Genomic DNA, 17,563 nt, shown 5'->3' with positions numbered 1-17,563 from the left:
TCTTCGAGAAAGCATCAACTCGAACACGATGTGCGTTTGAAGTGGCCGCCTTTGATCAAGGTGCTCAGGTCTCTTACCTTGGTCCTTCTGGTTCTCAGATTGGTCAAAAAGAATCAATGAAAGATACGGCGCGTGTATTGGGGCGTATGTACGATGGCATCGAATATCGTGGTTTTGGCCAGAGTATCGTTGAAGACTTAGGCGCTTATGCGGGCGTGCCAGTTTGGAATGGCTTAACCGATGAGTTCCACCCTACTCAGATCTTGGCTGATTTCCTCACCATGCTTGAGCATGGCCGCGGAAAACATCTGTACCAAATCAGCTTTGCTTATCTAGGCGATGCACGCAATAACATGGGTAACTCTCTGTTAGTCGGAGCTGCGAAGATGGGCATGGATATTCGCCTTGTCGCGCCTAAAGCATTCTGGCCAGAAGAGCAGCTTGTTGAAGAATGCCAAGCTATCGCGCAAAGTACGGGTGCCAAAATCACTCTAACGGAAGACGTTGCTGAAGGTGTTAAAGGCTGTGATTTCCTTTATACCGATGTCTGGGTTTCAATGGGCGAGGCGCCAGAAGCTTGGGACGAGCGTGTTGCGGTTATGACGCCTTATCAAGTGAACATGGATGTTATTAAGCTCACTGGTAACCCTCAAGTGAAATTCATGCACTGCCTGCCCGCTTTCCACAACAATGAAACCGTGATCGGCCAGCAAGTCGCAGACAAATATGGAATGAACGGTTTAGAGGTAACAGACGAAGTCTTTGAATCGGATTACTCAATTGTGTTTGATGAAGCTGAGAATCGCATGCATACCATCAAAGCGGTAATGGTTGCGACACTGGGTCAATAGCGAATACTGAAAGTAAACAAAAGCTTGATGTAATCGCTTGCGCTCACAAATTGAAAGCGTATAATTCTCGGCAATTTGTCTGAGAGTAGTGAAAATGACGCCAACCAATATTGTGAAAACACATAGTAATATTGTGAAAACACCAAATATTGCTCGTAAGCTAAGATGCTTACCAGGCCGTCTATTCTGCTTTTCAGCACTTTTTTAAAGCCTCCCATTATGGGGGGCTTTTTTATGGCCAATACATTATTGTGGGGAAGAAGATCATGGCGAATTCGCTCTATCAAAAGCACATCATCTCAATTCCAGAGCTTTCTCGTGAAGAGCTAGAATTAATTGTTCAAACGGCAGGTCAGCTAAAGGCTGAACCAAATCCAGAACTCATCAAGAACAAAGTTGTTGCCAGCTGCTTCTTCGAACCTTCTACGCGAACTCGTCTCTCTTTTGAAACTGCGATTCAACGCATCGGTGGTGATGTGATTGGTTTCGACAGTGGTGGTAACACTTCACTGGCGAAGAAAGGCGAAACGCTAGCGGACTCGGTACAGGTTATTTCTTCATACGTTGACGCTTACGTGATGCGTCACCCTCAAGAAGGCGCAGCGCGTCTGGCTTCTGAGTTCTCAAACGGTGTACCTGTTATTAACGCCGGTGACGGCGCAAACCAACACCCAACACAAACGTTACTAGACCTATTCTCTATCGCTGAGACACAAGGCCGCCTCGACAACCTAAACGTTGCATTCGTTGGTGACCTTAAGTACGGCCGTACGGTTCACTCGTTGACTCAAGCACTAGCTAAGTTCGACAACATCTGTTTCTACTTCGTGGCTCCGGAAGCTCTAGCGATGCCAGACTACATTTGCGAAGAGCTTGATGAAGCTGGCATCAAGTACCAACTATTGACGGACATGGAAGATGTGATTCCTGAGCTTGATGTCCTGTACATGACTCGAGTTCAAAAAGAGCGCTTCGATGAGTCAGAATACGCGCACATCAAATCCGCATACATCCTGACCGCTTCGATGCTGGAAAATGCACGCGATAACCTGAAGGTTCTGCACCCTCTTCCTCGCGTTGATGAAATTACTGTCGATGTCGATAAAACACCTTACGCTTACTACTTCCAGCAAGCAGAGAATGGTGTTTACGCTCGTGAAGCATTGCTAGCCCTTGTTCTTAACGAAACGCTGTAGAGGAGAGATATCATGTCTAAAGAGACTCAATTAAAAGTTGAAGCAATCAGAAACGGTACTGTTATCGACCATATCCCAGCCAATATCGGGATCAAGGTGCTAAAACTGTTCGACATGCACAATTCTCATCAGCGCGTGACGATTGGCCTAAATCTGCCGTCTTCTGCACTAGGCGGAAAAGACCTGCTCAAGATTGAGAATGTGTTTATCACAGAAGAACAGGCGAGCAAGCTGGCTCTTTACGCGCCTCACGCAACAGTGAATCAAATCGAAGATTACGAAGTGGTTAAGAAGCTACCACTAGAGCTTCCTGAGCAAATCAACGATGTGTTCGAGTGTCCAAATACCAACTGTATTACTCACAATGAACCGGTTGAAAGCAGCTTTAAGATCTTTGAAAAGAAAGAAGATATTCGATTGAAGTGTAAGTATTGCGAAAAAGTCTTCTCTCGCGAGATCGTGACAGAAAGATAACGTCATACGGCAAAGAAGACCGAATGTAAAAACTATCAAATACCTCGCCTGTGCGGGGTATTTTGCGCTTTACCTATCCAAAGTTTGAAGGCACACTGAAAATTGATTTTTATCTAATAACTGATGGAATAAACCAATGACTAAAGTACTTCACACAGAATCTGCTCCAGCTGCAATCGGCCCATACGTACAAGGCGTTGACCTTGGCAATATGGTACTGACTTCTGGTCAAATCCCAGTAAACCCAGCAACTGGTGAAGTATCTGCTGATATCGCAGAACAAGCTCGCCAATCCCTAGACAACGTTCAAGCGGTTGTTGAAGCTTCAGGCCTGACTGTAAAAGACATCGTAAAACTAACGGTATTCGTTAAAGACCTAAACGACTTCGGCACAGTAAACGAGGTTTACGGCAAATTCTTCGATGAGCACGGCGTTGCAAACTACCCTGCACGTTCATGTGTTGAAGTAGCTCGTCTACCAAAAGATGTAGGTATCGAGATCGAAGCTATTGCGGTTCGTAAATAGGTTTTAACCTCTAGAATAAACACCTTCTAATAAACGACTTAGCAGTAATGCTGAATGTTTATTAGATACAAAAAAAGGTTGCCTAGTTGGCAACCTTTTTTATTGTTCATCGTTTCGCTTAGATAATTACTTTTTATTAAGCTCAACCACTTCTTTGTCTAACTCTTCAAGCTTAGCAGCCATCTGATCACGAGCTAGGTTAGCCAGTTCACGAACATTAGACTTGTCGTAGCCTTCAGTGCTGATTGGTGGCAGCATTTCAACAATCACGTGACCATTGTTCCAACGGTTTAGCTTCACGCCACCTGTTGAGCTACACACGATAGGGATGATAGGCAAGCCAGCACCAATCGCAGCATGGAATGCACCTGTTTTGAATGGCAGCAGACCACGGCCACGAGAACGAGTGCCCTCAGGGAACATCCAAACTGAAACATCGCTCTCTTTTAGACTCGTCACGACCTGATCAATCGTACCTACCGCTTTGCTGCGGTTAGCACGGTCAATTAGGATGTTACCCGTCAACCAGTAAAGCTGACCAAATAGAGGCATCCACACTAGGCTTTTCTTACCAACCGTCACCACTTTTGGCGTTACCGCAGATGAAATCGTGAATAGATCCCAGCTGTTTTGGTGGTTCGCTACATAAACATGTTGGCCGCGAGAGTATGCATCTTCTGGGATGCGAAGCTCTAACTTCATGCCGAAGATCTTCGACATGCGACCGAAATAACGGCCAAAGGTAAATACGTGTTTCGGGTTGCGTGGACTTAATAGGCAGTAACCACAACCAAATACAAACATAAGAATCGCAAATATCGCCACTGCGAAAATACGTAATATTGCTATCATTTTGTTCCTCACCGACCGCCAAGTTGATTCATCTATTCGCGCAAAAATGAGCAATAGATTTACTTGCGGTAAATACAACTATAAAAAAGCCGAAACCAAGGTTCCGACTTTTATGTTTTCATCTTACTGATTCATGAATCCACTAACCTAGGTTAGCTCGACTCACGAAATCGTGTAATGTTTGCGCCTAAGGCTGACAATTTATCTTCAATCTTATCGTAGCCACGATCGATGTGATAAATACGGTCAACGATGGTTTCGCCTTGAGCGATACAGCCAGCAATCACAAGGCTTGCAGATGCGCGAAGGTCCGTTGCCATTACTTGAGCGCCGCTCAGTTTTTCCGTTTCACCACAGATAGCCGTGTTGCCTTCGATTTCGGCTTTTGCACCCATTCGCTGTAACTCAGGAATGTGCATAAAGCGGTTTTCAAAGATAGTCTCAGTGATAACACCACTGCCCTTCGCCATCATGTTAAGCAGAGTAAACTGTGCTTGCATGTCGGTTGGGAAGCCAGGGTGAGGGGCTGTTACGATTTTCACCGCTTTCAGCTCACGACCTGTCATATCAAGGCTGATCCAGTCTTCGCCCGTTTCAACCTTCGCACCCGCTTCTTCAAGCTTCGCTAAGGCAGCTTCAAGAAGATGAGCGTTGGTGTTGCGACAAACCACTTTACCGCCAGAAACAGCAGCAGCAACCAGGAAAGTACCTGTTTCAATACGGTCAGCAACCACAGAGTGTTGGCCACCACCAAGACGCTCAACGCCTTCGATAGTAATCGTATCTGTACCTGCGCCAGAAATTTTAGCACCTAGTTTGTTTAGGAAGTCAGCCGTATCAACAATCTCAGGCTCACGCGCTGAGTTATCAAGTACTGTTGTTCCTTCCGCTAGCGTTGCTGCACACATGATAGTAATGGTGGCACCCACACTTACTTTATCCATCACGATGTGCGCGCCTTTCAGACGGCCATCAACACTTGCTTTCACATAACCATCTTCCAACTTAATGGTCGCACCTAGTTGCTCTAGGCCGTGGATATGCAGATCAACAGGTCGCGCACCAATTGCACAACCGCCTGGAAGTGACACTTGGCCTTCACCAAAACGAGCGACTAGAGGACCTAAAGCCCAAATAGAAGCACGCATTGTTTTCACTAAATCGTAAGGCGCACAAAATTCATTAATTTCGCTGCCATCAACATGAACACTACCATTACGTGATACTTTTGCGCCTAAACGCTTAAGCAGTTCCATCGTAGTATCGATGTCACGTAGGTGAGGAACGTTACTTACTTCTACTGGCTCTTCAGCAAGAATTGAAGCAAATAAGATAGGTAGCGCTGCATTTTTTGCGCCTGAGATCGTCACTTCACCGCTTAGCGGCTTATCCGATCCAATAACTCGAAACTTTTCCATCATAAACCTTAAAGTGACATCAGTTTCTTATCACGTTCCCACTCTTCCGGCGTGAAAGCCTTAATAGAAAGAGCATGGATGTCATTGCGTTGAATGTATTCCATTAGTGGGCCGTAGATTAGTTGCTGCTTCTTAACTCGATTCATGCCGTCAAAACATGGATCAACCGCAACAACTTCGTAATGACTGCCTTCCCCTTTCACGAAAATTTCCTGAAGGTTCAGTGCTTCTGCTAATAATTCTTGTACTTTTGTGCTGTCCACAAATAGCTCCTGCCTAATTTTTTATGTGTTCTGCCATCATTGGCTGGATATTGCTCAATTGGAACAACGTTCGTAATTGTTCTGGCACGAAACTGAGCATTATATGACAGTTTTGATTTTTTGCATGCTCTAATAAGTGAATTAGCATCACCATTCCTGCTGAATCGACTCTATTTATATGGCTAAGGTCAATTTCAACGCTCGATTCCGTCGTTTGCCACTTTTCCAATATACGCCAGATTGCAGGTACACTGTCTCGGTCTAAATCACCAAGCAGCTGATACTCTTTAGAGCTTAGTGCTTGCCATTGAGAATGGCTCATTATTTGTTACTCTCAAAACGAATCGGTTGTGCGGCTAATTTCTCTAGTTCGTCAGCAACTTGTAAGATGCCTTCTTGACGAATCTTAGTATTCCACTCCGATTGCTTGCTCGACAACAAGCTAATACCTTCTGCAACCATATCAAATGCTTTCCACTCGCCAGATTTCTTGTCTTTGCGAAGCTTAAATTCAAGCTTAATGTTTGGTCGCGGCGTATCGATGATGTCGACCTTGATACTGGTAATGCGGCTATCCGCTTTGATTTTTGGTTCTGGGCCAAATTCAATCGTCTGATCTGTGTATTGAGTCAGCACTTGAGCATAAGAAGAAACCAGGTATTTACGGAATGAATCGATAAACACGCCCACGTCTTTTCTATCTGCGCCTTTCAAGTTTGGTCCAAGTAACTTAAGAGCTGCATATTGTGCATTCACATAAGGCATCAACTCTTCTTCCACGATGACCTTCAATAACTCTGGATCTTGGTGGATGTTGTCTTGTTCACTCTTCAAACGCTCAAATGCCACTTCGGCAACTTGAGTCATCATCTGGTAAGGCTGAGTACGGTCAATCGATTCTGCAGCAAATGCTTGGGTAGAAATAAGCAACGCCATTGCCGCCATAAACATTGATTTCAAGTAACCAATAGTTTTTAAATGACTAATAGTTTTCAACATCATCTTATTCCTTAGCTTCGCTGTCATTAGAACCACCAACGCTATACAGCACTTGGCCAATCAAATCTTCTAGTACTAATGCTGACTTAGTGTCTTCAATTGCATCACCATCGACCAGCATCTCTTCATCATCAAAAATGAAGCCTGGAACCAGACTAATGTACTGCTCACCAATTAAGCCAGATGTTAAAATTTGAGCGCTAGAGGTATCTGGAAATTGTGAGTACTTCCCGTCAATAGACAGTTCAACGACAGGAAGGTAGCTCTCGGTATCAAGCTCAATACTTTTAACTCGACCAACAACGACGCCACCCACTTTCACTGGAGAACGAACTTTTAGGCTGCCAATGTTGTCAAAGGTCGCTTTTAGATTGTAAGTATGGTTCGAACCTATGCCCTTTACGTCAGCGACTTGAAAGATCATGATTAAGATTGCGCAAATTCCGGCAATAACAAAGGTGCCGACCCATAATTCTAATTTTCGGGTTTGTTGCATGATTAATTCCCAAACATCAATGCGGTAAGAACAAAATCTAGCCCTAGTACCGCTAGAGAAGAGTGCACTACAGTGCGTGTGGTTGCCTGACTAATACCTTCTGAAGTCGGTACTGCGTCATAACCATTGAAAAGTGCGATCCAAGTTACGGTGATAGCGAAGACCATACATTTGATCATGCTGTTACCAATATCTCGGCCAAGCTCAACTGAAGACTGCATCGCAGACCAGAAACTGCCGTGATCAATGCCTTTCCAATCAACACCAACCAGTTGACCGCCCCAAATACCGACCGCCATAAAGATCATAGCAAGCAATGGCATTGAGATAAGCCCGGCCCAAAGACGTGGTGCAATAATGCGTTTAAGAGGGTCAACGGCCATCATCTCAAGGCTTGAGATCTGCTCTGTTGCCTTCATTAAACCAATCTCTGCCGTGAGTGCTGAACCGGCTCGACCTGCAAATAATAACGCAGTCACCACAGGCCCCAACTCACGTAACAGTGAAAGCGCGACCATTTGGCCAAGGTTTCCCTCAGCGCCGTAGTCAATTAACACGACATAGCCCTGCAGGCTGAGCACCATGCCAATGAACAGACCCGAAACTAAAATAATAGCCAATGACTGAACGCCAACGCTATAAAGTTGTTTTACTAATAAAGGGAAGTTTTTTAGTCGCGGGATGCCAAACAAAGCCCCAAATAACATCAGGCTTGCTCGACCAAATGACTCACAGATCGCAAGTGTACGCTTACCGACACCCGCAATAGTTTTAACAATCATATTAAAACAAATCCTTTTCTAAGCTCTTTGCTGGGAATCTAAATGGTACTGGACCATCGGCTTCACCTTGCAAGAATTGCTGCACTCTCGGATCGCTATTGTTGTACAACTCGTCAGGGGACCCAGCAGCAATGATCTTGCTATCTGCCATGAGGTAAACCCAATCAGCAATACTCATCACCTCTGGCACATCGTGAGAAACAACAATCGAGGTTAAGCCCAAGGCTTGATTGAGGTTTCGGATCAATTCAACCAATACGCCCATAGTGATTGGGTCTTGGCCAACAAACGGCTCATCGTACATGATAAGTTCTGGATCCAGCGCGATCGCACGAGCCAACGCAGCTCTCCTCGCCATACCGCCAGACAACTCACTCGGCATTAATTGCGCTGCCCCTCGTAATCCTACCGCTTCAAGCTTTAGTAATACGATGGTACGAATGAATTTTTCATTAAGTTCAGTGTGCTCTCGCAGTGGAAACGCCACATTATCAAAGACATTGAGACCCGTAAAAAGCGCACCCGATTGGAATAGCATGCTCATTTTCTTGCGTGCTTGATACAGCTTTCGACGTGATAATGCTGGGATATTGTCGCCATCAAACCAAACTTCACCTTCATCTGGCGGCAGTTGCCCACCAATCAAACGCAGTAAAGTCGTTTTGCCGATCCCAGACGGCCCCATGATTGCGGTTATCTTGCCTTGAGGCACCTCTAAACTGATGTCATCAAAGATAACGCGCTCACCGCGTGAGAAGCTGAGGTTCTTAACTTTCACAAGCTCAGTGTTCAACATATTTTTGTTGTTTCCTTGCTTTAAAAAACGCCAATTATGGCTGCAATAATAATGAGTCTACTTTAGAATTAAAAGCACTGTTCAATTAATTCATATTAAACAGGAATCTATGCAGGGATTTGAAAGCATTAGAAAATTATCTATTGAGCTCTCTTTCTTGCCTGCTAACTGGTAATTAATTTGCCGAGTGACTTCCCTTTTATCTAGCAACAGGTCAAAATTAGCGGTTAATTCTCCGTTTTTTATTAATTTTTTAGGAATCATCATGCTTGAAGCGATTGCGTTTCTTATTATCGGTCTAGGTTTTTTGGTGTGGAGTGCAGATAAGCTGGTTTACGGCGCCGCTGCTCTTGCTCGAAACTTCGGTATCTCACCACTAGTTATCGGTATGACGATCTTAGCAATGGGGTCTTCGGCTCCTGAAATGATGGTTTCAGCTACAGCAGCCCTTGATGGCAAAACAGATACCGCTGTAGGCAACGTATTAGGCTCAAACATCGCTAACATTGCGTTGATTTTAGGTATTACCGCCCTAATCAAGCCGCTATCGATTAGCTCTGGTGTGATTCGCCGTGAACTACCATTAATGATTGGTGTCACTTTATTAGCTGGCGCACTGCTTTGGGATAACCATTTAGGTTTTTATGAAGGCGTGTTGTTGTTTGTTCTTTTCGCCGCTTTCTTATTTGCCATGCTGCAAATCAGCCGCAGTGAGAAGAAGAACGGTGATGCCTTCCTTGACGAACAAGAGTCAGAAATCCCAGAGGGTGTTAGCAACCCTAAAGCCGCAATGTGGGTCGTGATTGGTCTGATCATCCTGCCTTTGGCTGCTGATATGTTGGTTGATAATGCCGTAATCATCGCGAAATACTTCGGCATGAGCGACCTTGTCATTGGTCTAACTATCATAGCTGTAGGCACTAGCTTGCCTGAGCTTGCAGCATCACTAGCCGGCGTTATGAAGGGTGAAGATGATATGGCTGTAGGTAATATCATTGGTTCAAACGTATTCAACATCCTTGCTGTTATGGGTATCCCGGGCATTCTCAACCCTTCTATCTTGAGCGAATTCGCTATGGGTCGTGACTTCTGGGTAATGCTAGGCGTATCGCTACTGCTTGTTGTGATGGCACTAGGAAAATCTCGTAGTGTGAATCGCATTGAAGGCGGCGTGTTAATTGTGACGTTCGTGGCCTACCAAGCTTACCTACTAATGAACATGTCGGCTTAATTGTTGATTTAACTTCCCGTACTTGGAGTATTTGATGTCTCAGCCATTTGATTACCGCAGCGTTGCAAAACAAGTTTTGGAAACCGAAGTTGCAGGTCTCACTCAATTAGACCAATATTTTAATGATGATTTTTGTAAAGCTTGCGACCTTATCCTGAACAACAAAGGCAAAGTCGTTGTGATGGGCATGGGTAAATCAGGCCACATTGGCAACAAAATCGCAGCCACATTGGCAAGTACCGGCACATCGGCTTTCTTTGTACACCCAGGTGAAGCAGCGCATGGCGATCTAGGCATGATTGAACCTGGCGATATTGTGATTGCAATATCCAACTCAGGTGAATCTGGAGAAATCCTCAGCCTATTCCCAGTATTAAAGCGTCTGAACATCAAGATCATCAGCATGACAGGCAAGCCAGCATCAAACATGGCTACCTTGTCTGATATACATTTACAAATTTCAGTACCAGAAGAAGCTTGTCCACTGGGGTTAGCACCAACAACAAGCACCACGGCGACTTTGGTCATGGGTGATGCATTAGCCGTTGCACTTTTACAGGCTCGAGGCTTCACCGCTCAAGACTTTGCCCTGTCTCATCCAGGTGGTGCTTTAGGTCGTCAACTGCTGTTAAAACTGGACGACATCATGCACACAGGTGACGCACTCCCTGTTGTAGCACCGGATGCGCTAGTTCGAGACGCTTTGTTAGAAATTTCTCAGAAAGGCTTAGGCATGACAGCCATCGTTGGTGAAGATGGCCAAATGGCCGGTATTTTTACCGATGGTGATTTACGCCGTATCTTAGACAAACGCGTTGATATCCATAACACGCAGATCGGTGATGTGATGACGCTAAACCCGACAGTAGCCGAGCCAAACATGCTCGCAGTTGAGGGCTTAAACTTGATGCAAGCGAGGAGCATTAATGGCCTGATGTTGTGCCAAGAAGGTAAATTAGTCGGAGCGTTAAACATGCATGACTTACTGAAAGCAGGAGTAATGTAATGACACAGACAGTCGAAACTCTATACGGCACTGTTAACTCAGATGTATTTGCCATCGCAAAAGAGATCAAACTGCTAATTTGCGATGTCGATGGTGTCTTCTCTGATGGTCGTATCTACATGGGCAACAACGGTGAAGAGCTGAAAACCTTCCACACTCGTGACGGTTACGGCATAAAATCACTGATGAACGCTGGTATTGAAATCGCGATCATCACAGGTCGCAAATCTCAAATTGTTGAGAATCGTATGACCGCCCTAGGCATTAAGCTAATTTATCAAGGTCAAGACGATAAAGTTAAGGCATACCAAGATATTTGCGATAAGCTTTCTGTAAATCCTGAAAATACAGGTTACATCGGAGACGATCTGATTGACTGGCCTGTAATGGAAAAAGTTGGCTTGAAGGTCTGTGTGGCAGATGGTCACCCGCTACTTGCAAAGCGTGCAAACTACGTGACAACTATTAAAGGTGGTCATGGCGCAGTACGCGAAGTCTGCGACCTGATTTTACAAGCAAGAAATGAACTCGACGTGCATAAAGGTTTAAGCATATGAGTTTTACTCGTATTATCTATTTAATACTCATATTTATTGCCTCTTGGTCGACCTATTACCTATACGACAAAGAGCAAACATCAACGATACAAGTGGCTCCCAATTTGGAGCTGCCCGCGTTTAGTGGCAAAAGTCTAAGCAACATTAGTTATGACCAAACTGGTATTCGTAGCTACCAGGTTGAATCAACATATTTAGAGTACTACTCAGTAGGCGGTGATACACACTTTCAAAACCCAATTCTTTCGGTATTTCGAGAAGGGCATACGATTGAATGGCAATTCACCGCTGATCGCGCGATTATGGATAAGAATCAAGTTGTCACTTTTTATGACAACGTTGTGGCAAAGAACCTGTTGCCAGAAGCCAACTTCGATACAATGACCACTGATAAAATGGTTGTTGAGCTGCCTAGCCGAGATTTTTATTCAGATACTCCGGTCCATATGATCGGTACATTTTTTGAAACTGAGGGACAAGCAATGAAAGGTAACTTCGGTACCAACAAAGCGACCCTCTTTAATTCTGTTCAAGGTAGATATGAAACTCTTACACCTTAGTTTATTCGCTTTGACCCTTGCGGCACCTAATGTCTATGCTCTGTCTTCGGATAGCGAGCAACCTGTCTACATTGACTCAGACAGCCAGCAATTGGATATGAAAAGTAACCAAGTGACTTTCCTTGGTGATGTGAACCTTAAACAAGGCAGCATCAATATCAATGCCGATAAGGTTATTGTTACTCGTAACGCCGTAAATGGTGAGATTGAAGAAATTCAAGGCTTCGGTAAGCCAGCAACCTTCTCTCAGCTTACTGACGACGGTAAGACACTCTACGGTGAAGCTGACGACCTACATTACCAGCTTGTTGCCGACAGGCTGATCATGACCAAGAATGCGATGCTATCTCAAGATGGCAGCATCATTCGCGGCTCTAAGATCACTTACCAGATCGGTTCTCAGAAATTAGTCGCTGACAGTGGTGAAAACAAACGAGTGTCAACGGTTTTACAACCAACGGAAGTGAATAAGTAACGATGGCTGTTCTTAAAGCAAAAAACCTAGCGAAAACCTACAGTAAACGTAAGGTTGTTACCGATGTAAGCTTACAGGTAGAGTCAGGCCAGATCGTCGGTCTGCTTGGACCTAACGGTGCCGGTAAAACCACGTCTTTCTATATGATTGTTGGTCTGGTTGCGCGTGATGAAGGTACCATCAGCATTGATGACCGAGACATCAGTATCTTACCAATGCACAGCCGTTCTCGTCTTGGTATCGGTTACCTGCCTCAAGAAGCGTCGATTTTCCGTAAGCTGTCTGTAGAGAACAATATCATGGCGGTTTTACAAACCCGTGATGAAATGACCAACGAACAACGCCAAGATAAGCTGGAAGACCTGCTAGAAGAGTTCCACATCCAACATATCCGCACCAGCAATGGTATGGCTCTGTCGGGTGGTGAGCGTCGTCGTGTAGAGATTGCTCGAGCACTCGCAGCAAACCCGCAGTTCATTCTATTGGATGAACCATTCGCTGGTGTTGACCCGATCTCAGTAATCGATATCAAAAAAATCATTGTTCACCTGCGCGATCGCGGCTTGGGCGTTTTGATTACCGACCACAACGTTCGTGAAACATTAGACGTGTGTGAAAAAGCTTACATCGTAAGCCAAGGGCACCTGATCGCTGAGGGTACTCCTGAAGATGTTCTCAATAACGAACAAGTTAAACAAGTTTATCTAGGCGAACAATTCCGTCTATGATTATATAGAGAGTATCGAGAGTTCTAAGAATAATAACTAGGTAAGTCACACTGAATGAAACCCTCATTACAACTTAAGCTAGGCCAACAGTTAGCAATGACTCCTCAATTGCAGCAAGCGATTCGTTTGTTGCAATTGTCTACTTTAGATTTGCAGCAAGAGATTCAAGAAGCACTTGAATCTAACCCACTACTCGATGTCGAAGAAGGCAATGAAGATACGCCAACACCGGAAGAAAAACCTAGCAGTGACGAAAAAGAAACAGTTGAAGCCACAGAGCAAGACTTACCTGATAGCTCAGACTTAATCGAAAAATCAGAGATTGGCAACGAACTAGAAATCGACACAACTTGGGAAGACGTCTACAGCGCAAACACCGGTAATACGGGTATTGCGATTGATGACGACATGCCTGTTTATCAAGGCGAAACGACTCAAAGCCTACACGATTACCTACTTTGGCAACTCGACCTAACACCATTCACTGACACCGACCGAAGCATCGCTTTTGCACTAATCGATGCCATCGACGACTATGGCTACCTCACTGTAACTTGTGAAGACATCCTTGAAAACTTCAACAATGAAGAGATCGAGCTTGATGAAATTGAAGCCGTACGTAAACGAATTCAGCAGTTTGACCCGCTAGGTGTCGGTTCAGTCAATCTGCAAGATTGCTTGTTACTGCAACTGGCAACCTTTCCCCAAGATACGCCTTGGCTCAACGAAGCTAAGTTAGTACTTACTAGCCATATCGACCAACTCGGCAACCGCGATTACAAACTGGTTATCAAAGAGACCAAGTTGAAAGAGGCAGAACTACGTGAAGTTTTGCAGCTTATTCAACAACTGGATCCTCGCCCTGGCAGTAAGATTACTCCGGATGAAACTGAGTATGTAGTTCCGGATGTATCTGTCTTCAAAGACCTTGGCAAATGGCTAGTGACCATTAACCCTGATAGCGTGCCTAAGCTAAAAGTGAATCAGCAGTACGCTGATCTGGGCAGTAAAGGCAACAGCGCCGACAATCAATACATCCGCTCAAATTTGCAAGAAGCAAAGTGGCTAATTAAAAGCCTAGAGAGCCGAAATGAGACGCTACTCAAAGTTGCGCGATGCATTGTTGAACATCAGCGTGATTTCTTCGAACATGGCGAAGAAGCTATGAAGCCAATGGTTCTTAATGATGTTGCGTTAGCTGTTGATATGCACGAATCCACGATCTCTCGTGTGACGACTCAAAAATTCATGCATACGCCACGTGGCATCTTCGAACTCAAATACTTTTTCTCAAGCCATGTCAGCACTGACAATGGCGGTGAATGTTCATCTACAGCAATTCGCGCACTCATTAAGAAGCTTGTCGCAGCGGAAAATACCGCGAAGCCTCTAAGTGATAGTAAGATTGCTGCTTTACTGGCTGACCAAGGAATTCAGGTAGCTAGACGTACCATAGCGAAATACCGTGAGTCTCTGGGCATTGCCCCATCGAGTCAGCGTAAACGCCTGCTATAAGCTCATTTAGTCGCTAGTTACTTAGCAACTATTATCAGGCACCAACTGAAAAGGAAAGTCTATGCAAATCAATATTCAAGGCCATCACGTTGATCTTACCGATTCAATGCAAGACTATGTTCACACCAAATTCGACAAACTTGAGCGCTTCTTTGATCATATCAATAGCGTTCAGGTTGTTTTAAAAGTTGAGAAAATCAATCAAATCGCAGAAGCTACCCTGCATATAAATCAGGGGGAAATCCATGCGACAGCAACAGATGAAAGCATGTATGCCGCGATTGATTCATTGGTTGATAAACTCGTCCGCCAACTCAACAAGCACAAAGAAAAGCTAAGTAGTCACTAACATGCAATTAAGCGAAGTACTTTCATTGGACTGCACCAAAAGTGCAGTCCAATGCACAAGCAAAAAAAGAGCCCTTGAGCTCATCAGTCAGATCGCAGCAGAAAGCTGTGGTCAAGATTCAACAGAACTGTTTGAGTGCATGTTGAGCCGTGAAAAAATGGGCAGTACAGGTATTGGTAATGGCATTGCTATTCCTCACGCTCGTATGAACGTCAGTGATAAAGCGATTGCTGTATTACTGCAATGCCAAGATCCCATCGAATTTGATGCGATTGATAATCGTCCTGTCGACCTACTATTTGCCCTGCTTGTTCCAAGTGAACAGTGCAAGGAGCATCTAAAAACCCTCTCTTGTATGGCAGAGCGACTCAACGACAAGCAGACTCTTAAACAGTTGCGTAATGCTCAAAGCGATCAAGAGCTTTACGACATCATGATTCAAGTGCCAACTTGCGAGTAATAACATGCGATTAATCGTTGTTAGTGGCCAATCGGGGGCCGGTAAAAGTGTTGCGCTGCGAGTCCTTGAAGACTTGGGGTATTACTGTGTCGATAACCTTCCAGTAAACCTGCTCAACGACTTCGTCGAATCGGTACGCGAGATCAATCAAAACGTCGCCGTTAGCATTGATATCCGTAACCTCCCGAAAGAGCCTCAGTTAGTCACAGACATGCTAGAACAGCTAGACTCTGCCACTAATATCGATGTGAACGTCTTGTTCCTAGATGCGAGCAAGCAGACGTTACTCAAACGCTACAGCGAAACACGCAGAATTCACCCTTTATCGATCGGCCAAGAAAAGCTCTCTCTTGAGCAAGCGATTGATTTAGAGAAGACACTCCTGACACCTCTCGCAGAGCACGCCAGCATTGTGATTGACAGTAGTGACTGCAACCTCTACGAATTGAGTGAAAAGGTTCGTTTTAAAGTTGAAGGCAAAGAGAAGCAAGAGCTGATCATCGTCTTTCAATCTTTCGGTTTTAAGTATGGCTTACCAAGTGATGCCGACTACGTGTTTGATGTTCGCTTTTTGCCGAACCCTCACTGGGAACCCGCACTACGACCACTAACCGGTCTAGATGCTCCAATTCACTCTTTTCTTGAAGAACACTCAGAAGTTCTAGAGCTCAAGCAACAGATCCAAGGCTTTGTTGAACAGTGGTTACCAATGTTAGAGAAGAACAATCGCAGTTACCTAACGGTCGCGATTGGCTGTACTGGCGGCAAACACCGCTCGGTTTATCTAACTCAGAAAATTGGTGAGTACTTCGAACAACTTGGCCATCAAGTTCAAATCAGACACGCCTCCCTAGAGAAGCACCAACAGGGCTAACCATGGAATTAACTCGAACTGTACTGATCCAAAATCGCTTGGGTCTTCACGCTAGAGCAGCCGTAAAGTTGGTTGAGCTTGCACAAAGCTTTGATGCAACCATCACGATCCATAGCGAAGAAGATAAAACGGCGACAGCAGACAGCGTAATGGGGTTACTTATGCTGGAATCAGCGCAAGGGCAACATATTACTATTCAAGCTGCAGGTACCGATTCACAGCAAGCACTGGATGCCGTCTGTCATCTCATTGAAGACAAGTTTGATGAGGGTGAGTAGCGAAAACGCTTCACTCACAACGCCTAAGACTCAAACAACGAACCAACCAATATTAAATCTTAGTTCTATCTAAGTTTATGATTTAAATAAGCCCCAGAATTAAGTTACTATTCCAACCATTGTTAGAATAATGAGATAGGAGGAAAATATGGCAGAGCAATTAGAATTCGACCAAGCTCACCAAACCCTCCAAGAAGTCAGCGAAGCCCTAGAAAACGGCCGATTTGTTCACGTACGCCGACAACTTCAGGACATGGAGCCTGAAGATATTGCACACCTTTTAGAAGCCTCCCCTCGCAAAAGTCGTGACGTACTCTGGCAACTCACCGATCCTGAAGACTACGGTGAAATTCTTGATGAACTAAACGAAGACGTCAAAGATGCTCTTGTGTCGAAAATGGCACCTGAGACCTTGGCAGAAGCAACCGAAGGTATGGAAACCGATGACGTCGCGTACGTACTTCGAAGCCTACCCGACGATGTTTCTCGCGAAGTCCTTTCTCAAATGGACTCCGTCGATCGTGCATTAGTTGAAACTGCCCTGTCGTACCCTGAAGATTCAGCGGGTGCGATAATGAACACCGATGTAATCACGATTCGTGGTGATGTCGATGTTGACGTTGTATTGCGTTACATGCGTATGCGTGGCGAACTGCCTGATGCAACTGACGCTCTGTATGTTATTGATGAAGAAGAACGTCTTATCGGTAACCTATCACTTACTACACTGGTAACGACTCAGCCTGATGTCGCAGTTTCCGAGGTGATGGAAGATGCAGACGAAGCGATCGCGGTTGAAACCAGCGCTTCCGACATTGCGAGCCTGTTCGAACGTCGTAATTGGGTTTCAGCGCCAGTAGTCGATAGCAATCAACAT

The 17,563-nt window shown here is 44.9% G+C and carries 24 protein-coding genes; 16 read left to right on the top strand and 8 right to left on the bottom strand.

Annotation, left to right across the window (positions count from 1 at the left end):
* The 4 genes from argF to IQQ51_RS25520 form a co-directional block, all read left to right on the top strand.
* Positions 1-851: ornithine carbamoyltransferase (gene argF / locus IQQ51_RS25535; RefSeq protein WP_228013253.1), on the top strand; the 851-nt coding region annotated here is incomplete at its 5' end.
* 266 nt (positions 852-1,117) lie between these two features.
* Positions 1,118-2,047 (top strand): aspartate carbamoyltransferase, encoded by a 930-nt coding sequence (gene pyrB / locus IQQ51_RS25530; RefSeq protein ID WP_012604860.1) that lies wholly within the window; start codon positions 1,118-1,120, stop codon positions 2,045-2,047.
* Between the two features lie 12 nt (positions 2,048-2,059).
* Positions 2,060-2,521, top strand: a complete 462-nt coding sequence (gene pyrI / locus IQQ51_RS25525) for an aspartate carbamoyltransferase regulatory subunit (protein ID WP_017058927.1) — start codon at positions 2,060-2,062, stop codon at positions 2,519-2,521.
* A 136-nt stretch (positions 2,522-2,657) separates the two neighbouring features.
* Complete coding sequence (locus IQQ51_RS25520) at positions 2,658-3,047, top strand: RidA family protein (RefSeq protein WP_004735319.1); 390 nt, start codon at positions 2,658-2,660, stop codon at positions 3,045-3,047.
* Between the two features lie 126 nt (positions 3,048-3,173).
* Here the strand turns inward: IQQ51_RS25520 and IQQ51_RS25515 are convergent, their stop codons facing one another.
* From IQQ51_RS25515 to mlaF, 8 genes are all read right to left on the bottom strand, one after another.
* Positions 3,174-3,899 (bottom strand): 1-acylglycerol-3-phosphate O-acyltransferase, encoded by a 726-nt coding sequence (locus IQQ51_RS25515; RefSeq protein ID WP_050622168.1) that lies wholly within the window; start codon positions 3,897-3,899, stop codon positions 3,174-3,176.
* Between the two features lie 152 nt (positions 3,900-4,051).
* Positions 4,052-5,317, bottom strand: coding sequence for a UDP-N-acetylglucosamine 1-carboxyvinyltransferase (murA, locus tag IQQ51_RS25510; protein WP_048605883.1), 1,266 nt, complete (start codon positions 5,315-5,317; stop codon positions 4,052-4,054).
* Positions 5,318-5,325: 8 nt separating this feature from the next.
* Positions 5,326-5,580, bottom strand: coding sequence for a BolA family iron metabolism protein IbaG (gene ibaG / locus IQQ51_RS25505; RefSeq protein ID WP_017058924.1), 255 nt, complete (start codon positions 5,578-5,580; stop codon positions 5,326-5,328).
* 13 nt (positions 5,581-5,593) lie between these two features.
* Positions 5,594-5,902, bottom strand: coding sequence for an STAS domain-containing protein (locus IQQ51_RS25500; protein WP_019821470.1), 309 nt, complete (start codon positions 5,900-5,902; stop codon positions 5,594-5,596).
* Positions 5,902-6,531 carry an MlaC/ttg2D family ABC transporter substrate-binding protein gene (locus IQQ51_RS25495; RefSeq protein ID WP_120459707.1) on the bottom strand — a complete coding sequence of 210 codons (630 nt, stop codon included), beginning with the start codon at positions 6,529-6,531 and terminating at the stop codon, positions 5,902-5,904. The genes IQQ51_RS25500 and IQQ51_RS25495 overlap by 1 nt, the downstream gene beginning before the upstream one ends.
* A gap of 52 nt (positions 6,532-6,583) precedes the next feature.
* The gene (gene mlaD / locus IQQ51_RS25490) at positions 6,584-7,075 is read right to left on the bottom strand and encodes an outer membrane lipid asymmetry maintenance protein MlaD (protein ID WP_046224439.1); all 492 of its coding nucleotides are present in this window, start codon (positions 7,073-7,075) and stop codon (positions 6,584-6,586) included.
* A gap of 2 nt (positions 7,076-7,077) precedes the next feature.
* The gene (gene mlaE, locus IQQ51_RS25485; RefSeq protein ID WP_046224440.1) at positions 7,078-7,857 is read right to left on the bottom strand and encodes a lipid asymmetry maintenance ABC transporter permease subunit MlaE; all 780 of its coding nucleotides are present in this window, start codon (positions 7,855-7,857) and stop codon (positions 7,078-7,080) included.
* A 1-nt stretch (position 7,858) separates the two neighbouring features.
* On the bottom strand, positions 7,859-8,653 hold the full coding sequence (gene mlaF / locus IQQ51_RS25480; protein ID WP_193842487.1) for a phospholipid ABC transporter ATP-binding protein MlaF: 795 nt from the start codon (positions 8,651-8,653) through the stop codon (positions 7,859-7,861).
* Between the two features lie 265 nt (positions 8,654-8,918).
* On the opposite strand from mlaF, the gene IQQ51_RS25475 reads away from it, so the two are divergent.
* The 12 genes from IQQ51_RS25475 to IQQ51_RS27670 all read left to right on the top strand — a co-directional run.
* Positions 8,919-9,884, top strand: a complete 966-nt coding sequence (locus tag IQQ51_RS25475; RefSeq protein ID WP_050622165.1) for a calcium/sodium antiporter — start codon at positions 8,919-8,921, stop codon at positions 9,882-9,884.
* Between the two features lie 34 nt (positions 9,885-9,918).
* Entirely contained in the window at positions 9,919-10,890 is a 972-nt protein-coding gene (gene kdsD / locus IQQ51_RS25470) for an arabinose-5-phosphate isomerase KdsD (protein WP_193842486.1), read from the top strand.
* Entirely contained in the window at positions 10,890-11,447 is a 558-nt protein-coding gene (gene kdsC / locus IQQ51_RS25465; RefSeq protein ID WP_048605890.1) for a 3-deoxy-manno-octulosonate-8-phosphatase KdsC, read from the top strand. Before kdsD ends, kdsC begins: the two co-directional genes overlap by 1 nt.
* Positions 11,444-12,007, top strand: coding sequence for an LPS export ABC transporter periplasmic protein LptC (lptC, locus tag IQQ51_RS25460; RefSeq protein WP_193842485.1), 564 nt, complete (start codon positions 11,444-11,446; stop codon positions 12,005-12,007). The genes kdsC and lptC overlap by 4 nt, the downstream gene beginning before the upstream one ends.
* Positions 11,988-12,482, top strand: a complete 495-nt coding sequence (gene lptA, locus IQQ51_RS25455) for a lipopolysaccharide transport periplasmic protein LptA (RefSeq protein WP_017058914.1) — start codon at positions 11,988-11,990, stop codon at positions 12,480-12,482. The genes lptC and lptA overlap by 20 nt, the downstream gene beginning before the upstream one ends.
* A 2-nt stretch (positions 12,483-12,484) precedes the next feature.
* Positions 12,485-13,210: an LPS export ABC transporter ATP-binding protein gene (lptB, locus tag IQQ51_RS25450; protein WP_004735304.1), complete on the top strand. Its 726-nt coding sequence runs from the start codon at positions 12,485-12,487 to the stop codon at positions 13,208-13,210.
* A gap of 54 nt (positions 13,211-13,264) precedes the next feature.
* On the top strand, positions 13,265-14,725 hold the full coding sequence (locus tag IQQ51_RS25445) for an RNA polymerase factor sigma-54 (RefSeq protein WP_193842484.1): 1,461 nt from the start codon (positions 13,265-13,267) through the stop codon (positions 14,723-14,725).
* Between the two features lie 61 nt (positions 14,726-14,786).
* Complete coding sequence (gene hpf / locus IQQ51_RS25440; protein WP_009847742.1) at positions 14,787-15,074, top strand: ribosome hibernation promoting factor; 288 nt, start codon at positions 14,787-14,789, stop codon at positions 15,072-15,074.
* A gap of 1 nt (position 15,075) precedes the next feature.
* Positions 15,076-15,534 carry a PTS IIA-like nitrogen regulatory protein PtsN gene (gene ptsN / locus IQQ51_RS25435; RefSeq protein ID WP_048605899.1) on the top strand — a complete coding sequence of 153 codons (459 nt, stop codon included), beginning with the start codon at positions 15,076-15,078 and terminating at the stop codon, positions 15,532-15,534.
* 4 nt (positions 15,535-15,538) lie between these two features.
* Positions 15,539-16,408 (top strand): RNase adapter RapZ, encoded by an 870-nt coding sequence (gene rapZ / locus IQQ51_RS25430; RefSeq protein ID WP_050052759.1) that lies wholly within the window; start codon positions 15,539-15,541, stop codon positions 16,406-16,408.
* Between the two features lie 2 nt (positions 16,409-16,410).
* Positions 16,411-16,686, top strand: coding sequence for an HPr family phosphocarrier protein (locus IQQ51_RS25425; RefSeq protein WP_017066670.1), 276 nt, complete (start codon positions 16,411-16,413; stop codon positions 16,684-16,686).
* 148 nt (positions 16,687-16,834) lie between these two features.
* Positions 16,835-17,563 (top strand): magnesium transporter (locus IQQ51_RS27670; RefSeq protein ID WP_228013251.1); only part of this gene is annotated, 729 nt, incomplete at its 3' end.

Source organism: Vibrio sp. OPT18, from assembly GCF_015163615.1.
GTDB classification, from domain to species: domain Bacteria; phylum Pseudomonadota; class Gammaproteobacteria; order Enterobacterales; family Vibrionaceae; genus Vibrio; species Vibrio coralliirubri.
The sequence above is the reverse complement of the archived record's forward strand: the minus strand, read 5'-3'. Positions and strand labels throughout refer to the sequence as shown.

Excerpts from the sequence above, each read along its gene's own strand:
- pyrB (WP_012604860.1), top strand. The coding sequence starts at position 1,118 with ATGGCGAATTCGCTCTATCAAAAGCACATCATCTCAATTCCAGAGCTT.
- pyrI (WP_017058927.1), top strand. The coding sequence starts at position 2,060 with ATGTCTAAAGAGACTCAATTAAAAGTTGAAGCAATCAGAAACGGTACT.
- IQQ51_RS25520 (WP_004735319.1), top strand. The coding sequence starts at position 2,658 with ATGACTAAAGTACTTCACACAGAATCTGCTCCAGCTGCAATCGGCCCA.
- IQQ51_RS25515 (WP_050622168.1), bottom strand. The coding sequence starts at position 3,899 with ATGATAGCAATATTACGTATTTTCGCAGTGGCGATATTTGCGATTCTT.
- murA (WP_048605883.1), bottom strand. The coding sequence starts at position 5,317 with ATGGAAAAGTTTCGAGTTATTGGATCGGATAAGCCGCTAAGCGGTGAA.
- IQQ51_RS25500 (WP_019821470.1), bottom strand. The coding sequence starts at position 5,902 with ATGAGCCATTCTCAATGGCAAGCACTAAGCTCTAAAGAGTATCAGCTG.
- IQQ51_RS25495 (WP_120459707.1), bottom strand. The coding sequence starts at position 6,531 with ATGTTTATGGCGGCAATGGCGTTGCTTATTTCTACCCAAGCATTTGCT.
- mlaD (WP_046224439.1), bottom strand. The coding sequence starts at position 7,075 with ATGCAACAAACCCGAAAATTAGAATTATGGGTCGGCACCTTTGTTATT.
- mlaE (WP_046224440.1), bottom strand. The coding sequence starts at position 7,857 with ATGATTGTTAAAACTATTGCGGGTGTCGGTAAGCGTACACTTGCGATC.
- mlaF (WP_193842487.1), bottom strand. The coding sequence starts at position 8,653 with ATGTTGAACACTGAGCTTGTGAAAGTTAAGAACCTCAGCTTCTCACGC.
- IQQ51_RS25475 (WP_050622165.1), top strand. The coding sequence starts at position 8,919 with ATGCTTGAAGCGATTGCGTTTCTTATTATCGGTCTAGGTTTTTTGGTG.
- kdsD (WP_193842486.1), top strand. The coding sequence starts at position 9,919 with ATGTCTCAGCCATTTGATTACCGCAGCGTTGCAAAACAAGTTTTGGAA.
- kdsC (WP_048605890.1), top strand. The coding sequence starts at position 10,890 with ATGACACAGACAGTCGAAACTCTATACGGCACTGTTAACTCAGATGTA.
- lptC (WP_193842485.1), top strand. The coding sequence starts at position 11,444 with ATGAGTTTTACTCGTATTATCTATTTAATACTCATATTTATTGCCTCT.
- lptA (WP_017058914.1), top strand. The coding sequence starts at position 11,988 with ATGAAACTCTTACACCTTAGTTTATTCGCTTTGACCCTTGCGGCACCT.
- lptB (WP_004735304.1), top strand. The coding sequence starts at position 12,485 with ATGGCTGTTCTTAAAGCAAAAAACCTAGCGAAAACCTACAGTAAACGT.
- IQQ51_RS25445 (WP_193842484.1), top strand. The coding sequence starts at position 13,265 with ATGAAACCCTCATTACAACTTAAGCTAGGCCAACAGTTAGCAATGACT.
- hpf (WP_009847742.1), top strand. The coding sequence starts at position 14,787 with ATGCAAATCAATATTCAAGGCCATCACGTTGATCTTACCGATTCAATG.
- ptsN (WP_048605899.1), top strand. The coding sequence starts at position 15,076 with ATGCAATTAAGCGAAGTACTTTCATTGGACTGCACCAAAAGTGCAGTC.
- rapZ (WP_050052759.1), top strand. The coding sequence starts at position 15,539 with ATGCGATTAATCGTTGTTAGTGGCCAATCGGGGGCCGGTAAAAGTGTT.
- IQQ51_RS25425 (WP_017066670.1), top strand. The coding sequence starts at position 16,411 with ATGGAATTAACTCGAACTGTACTGATCCAAAATCGCTTGGGTCTTCAC.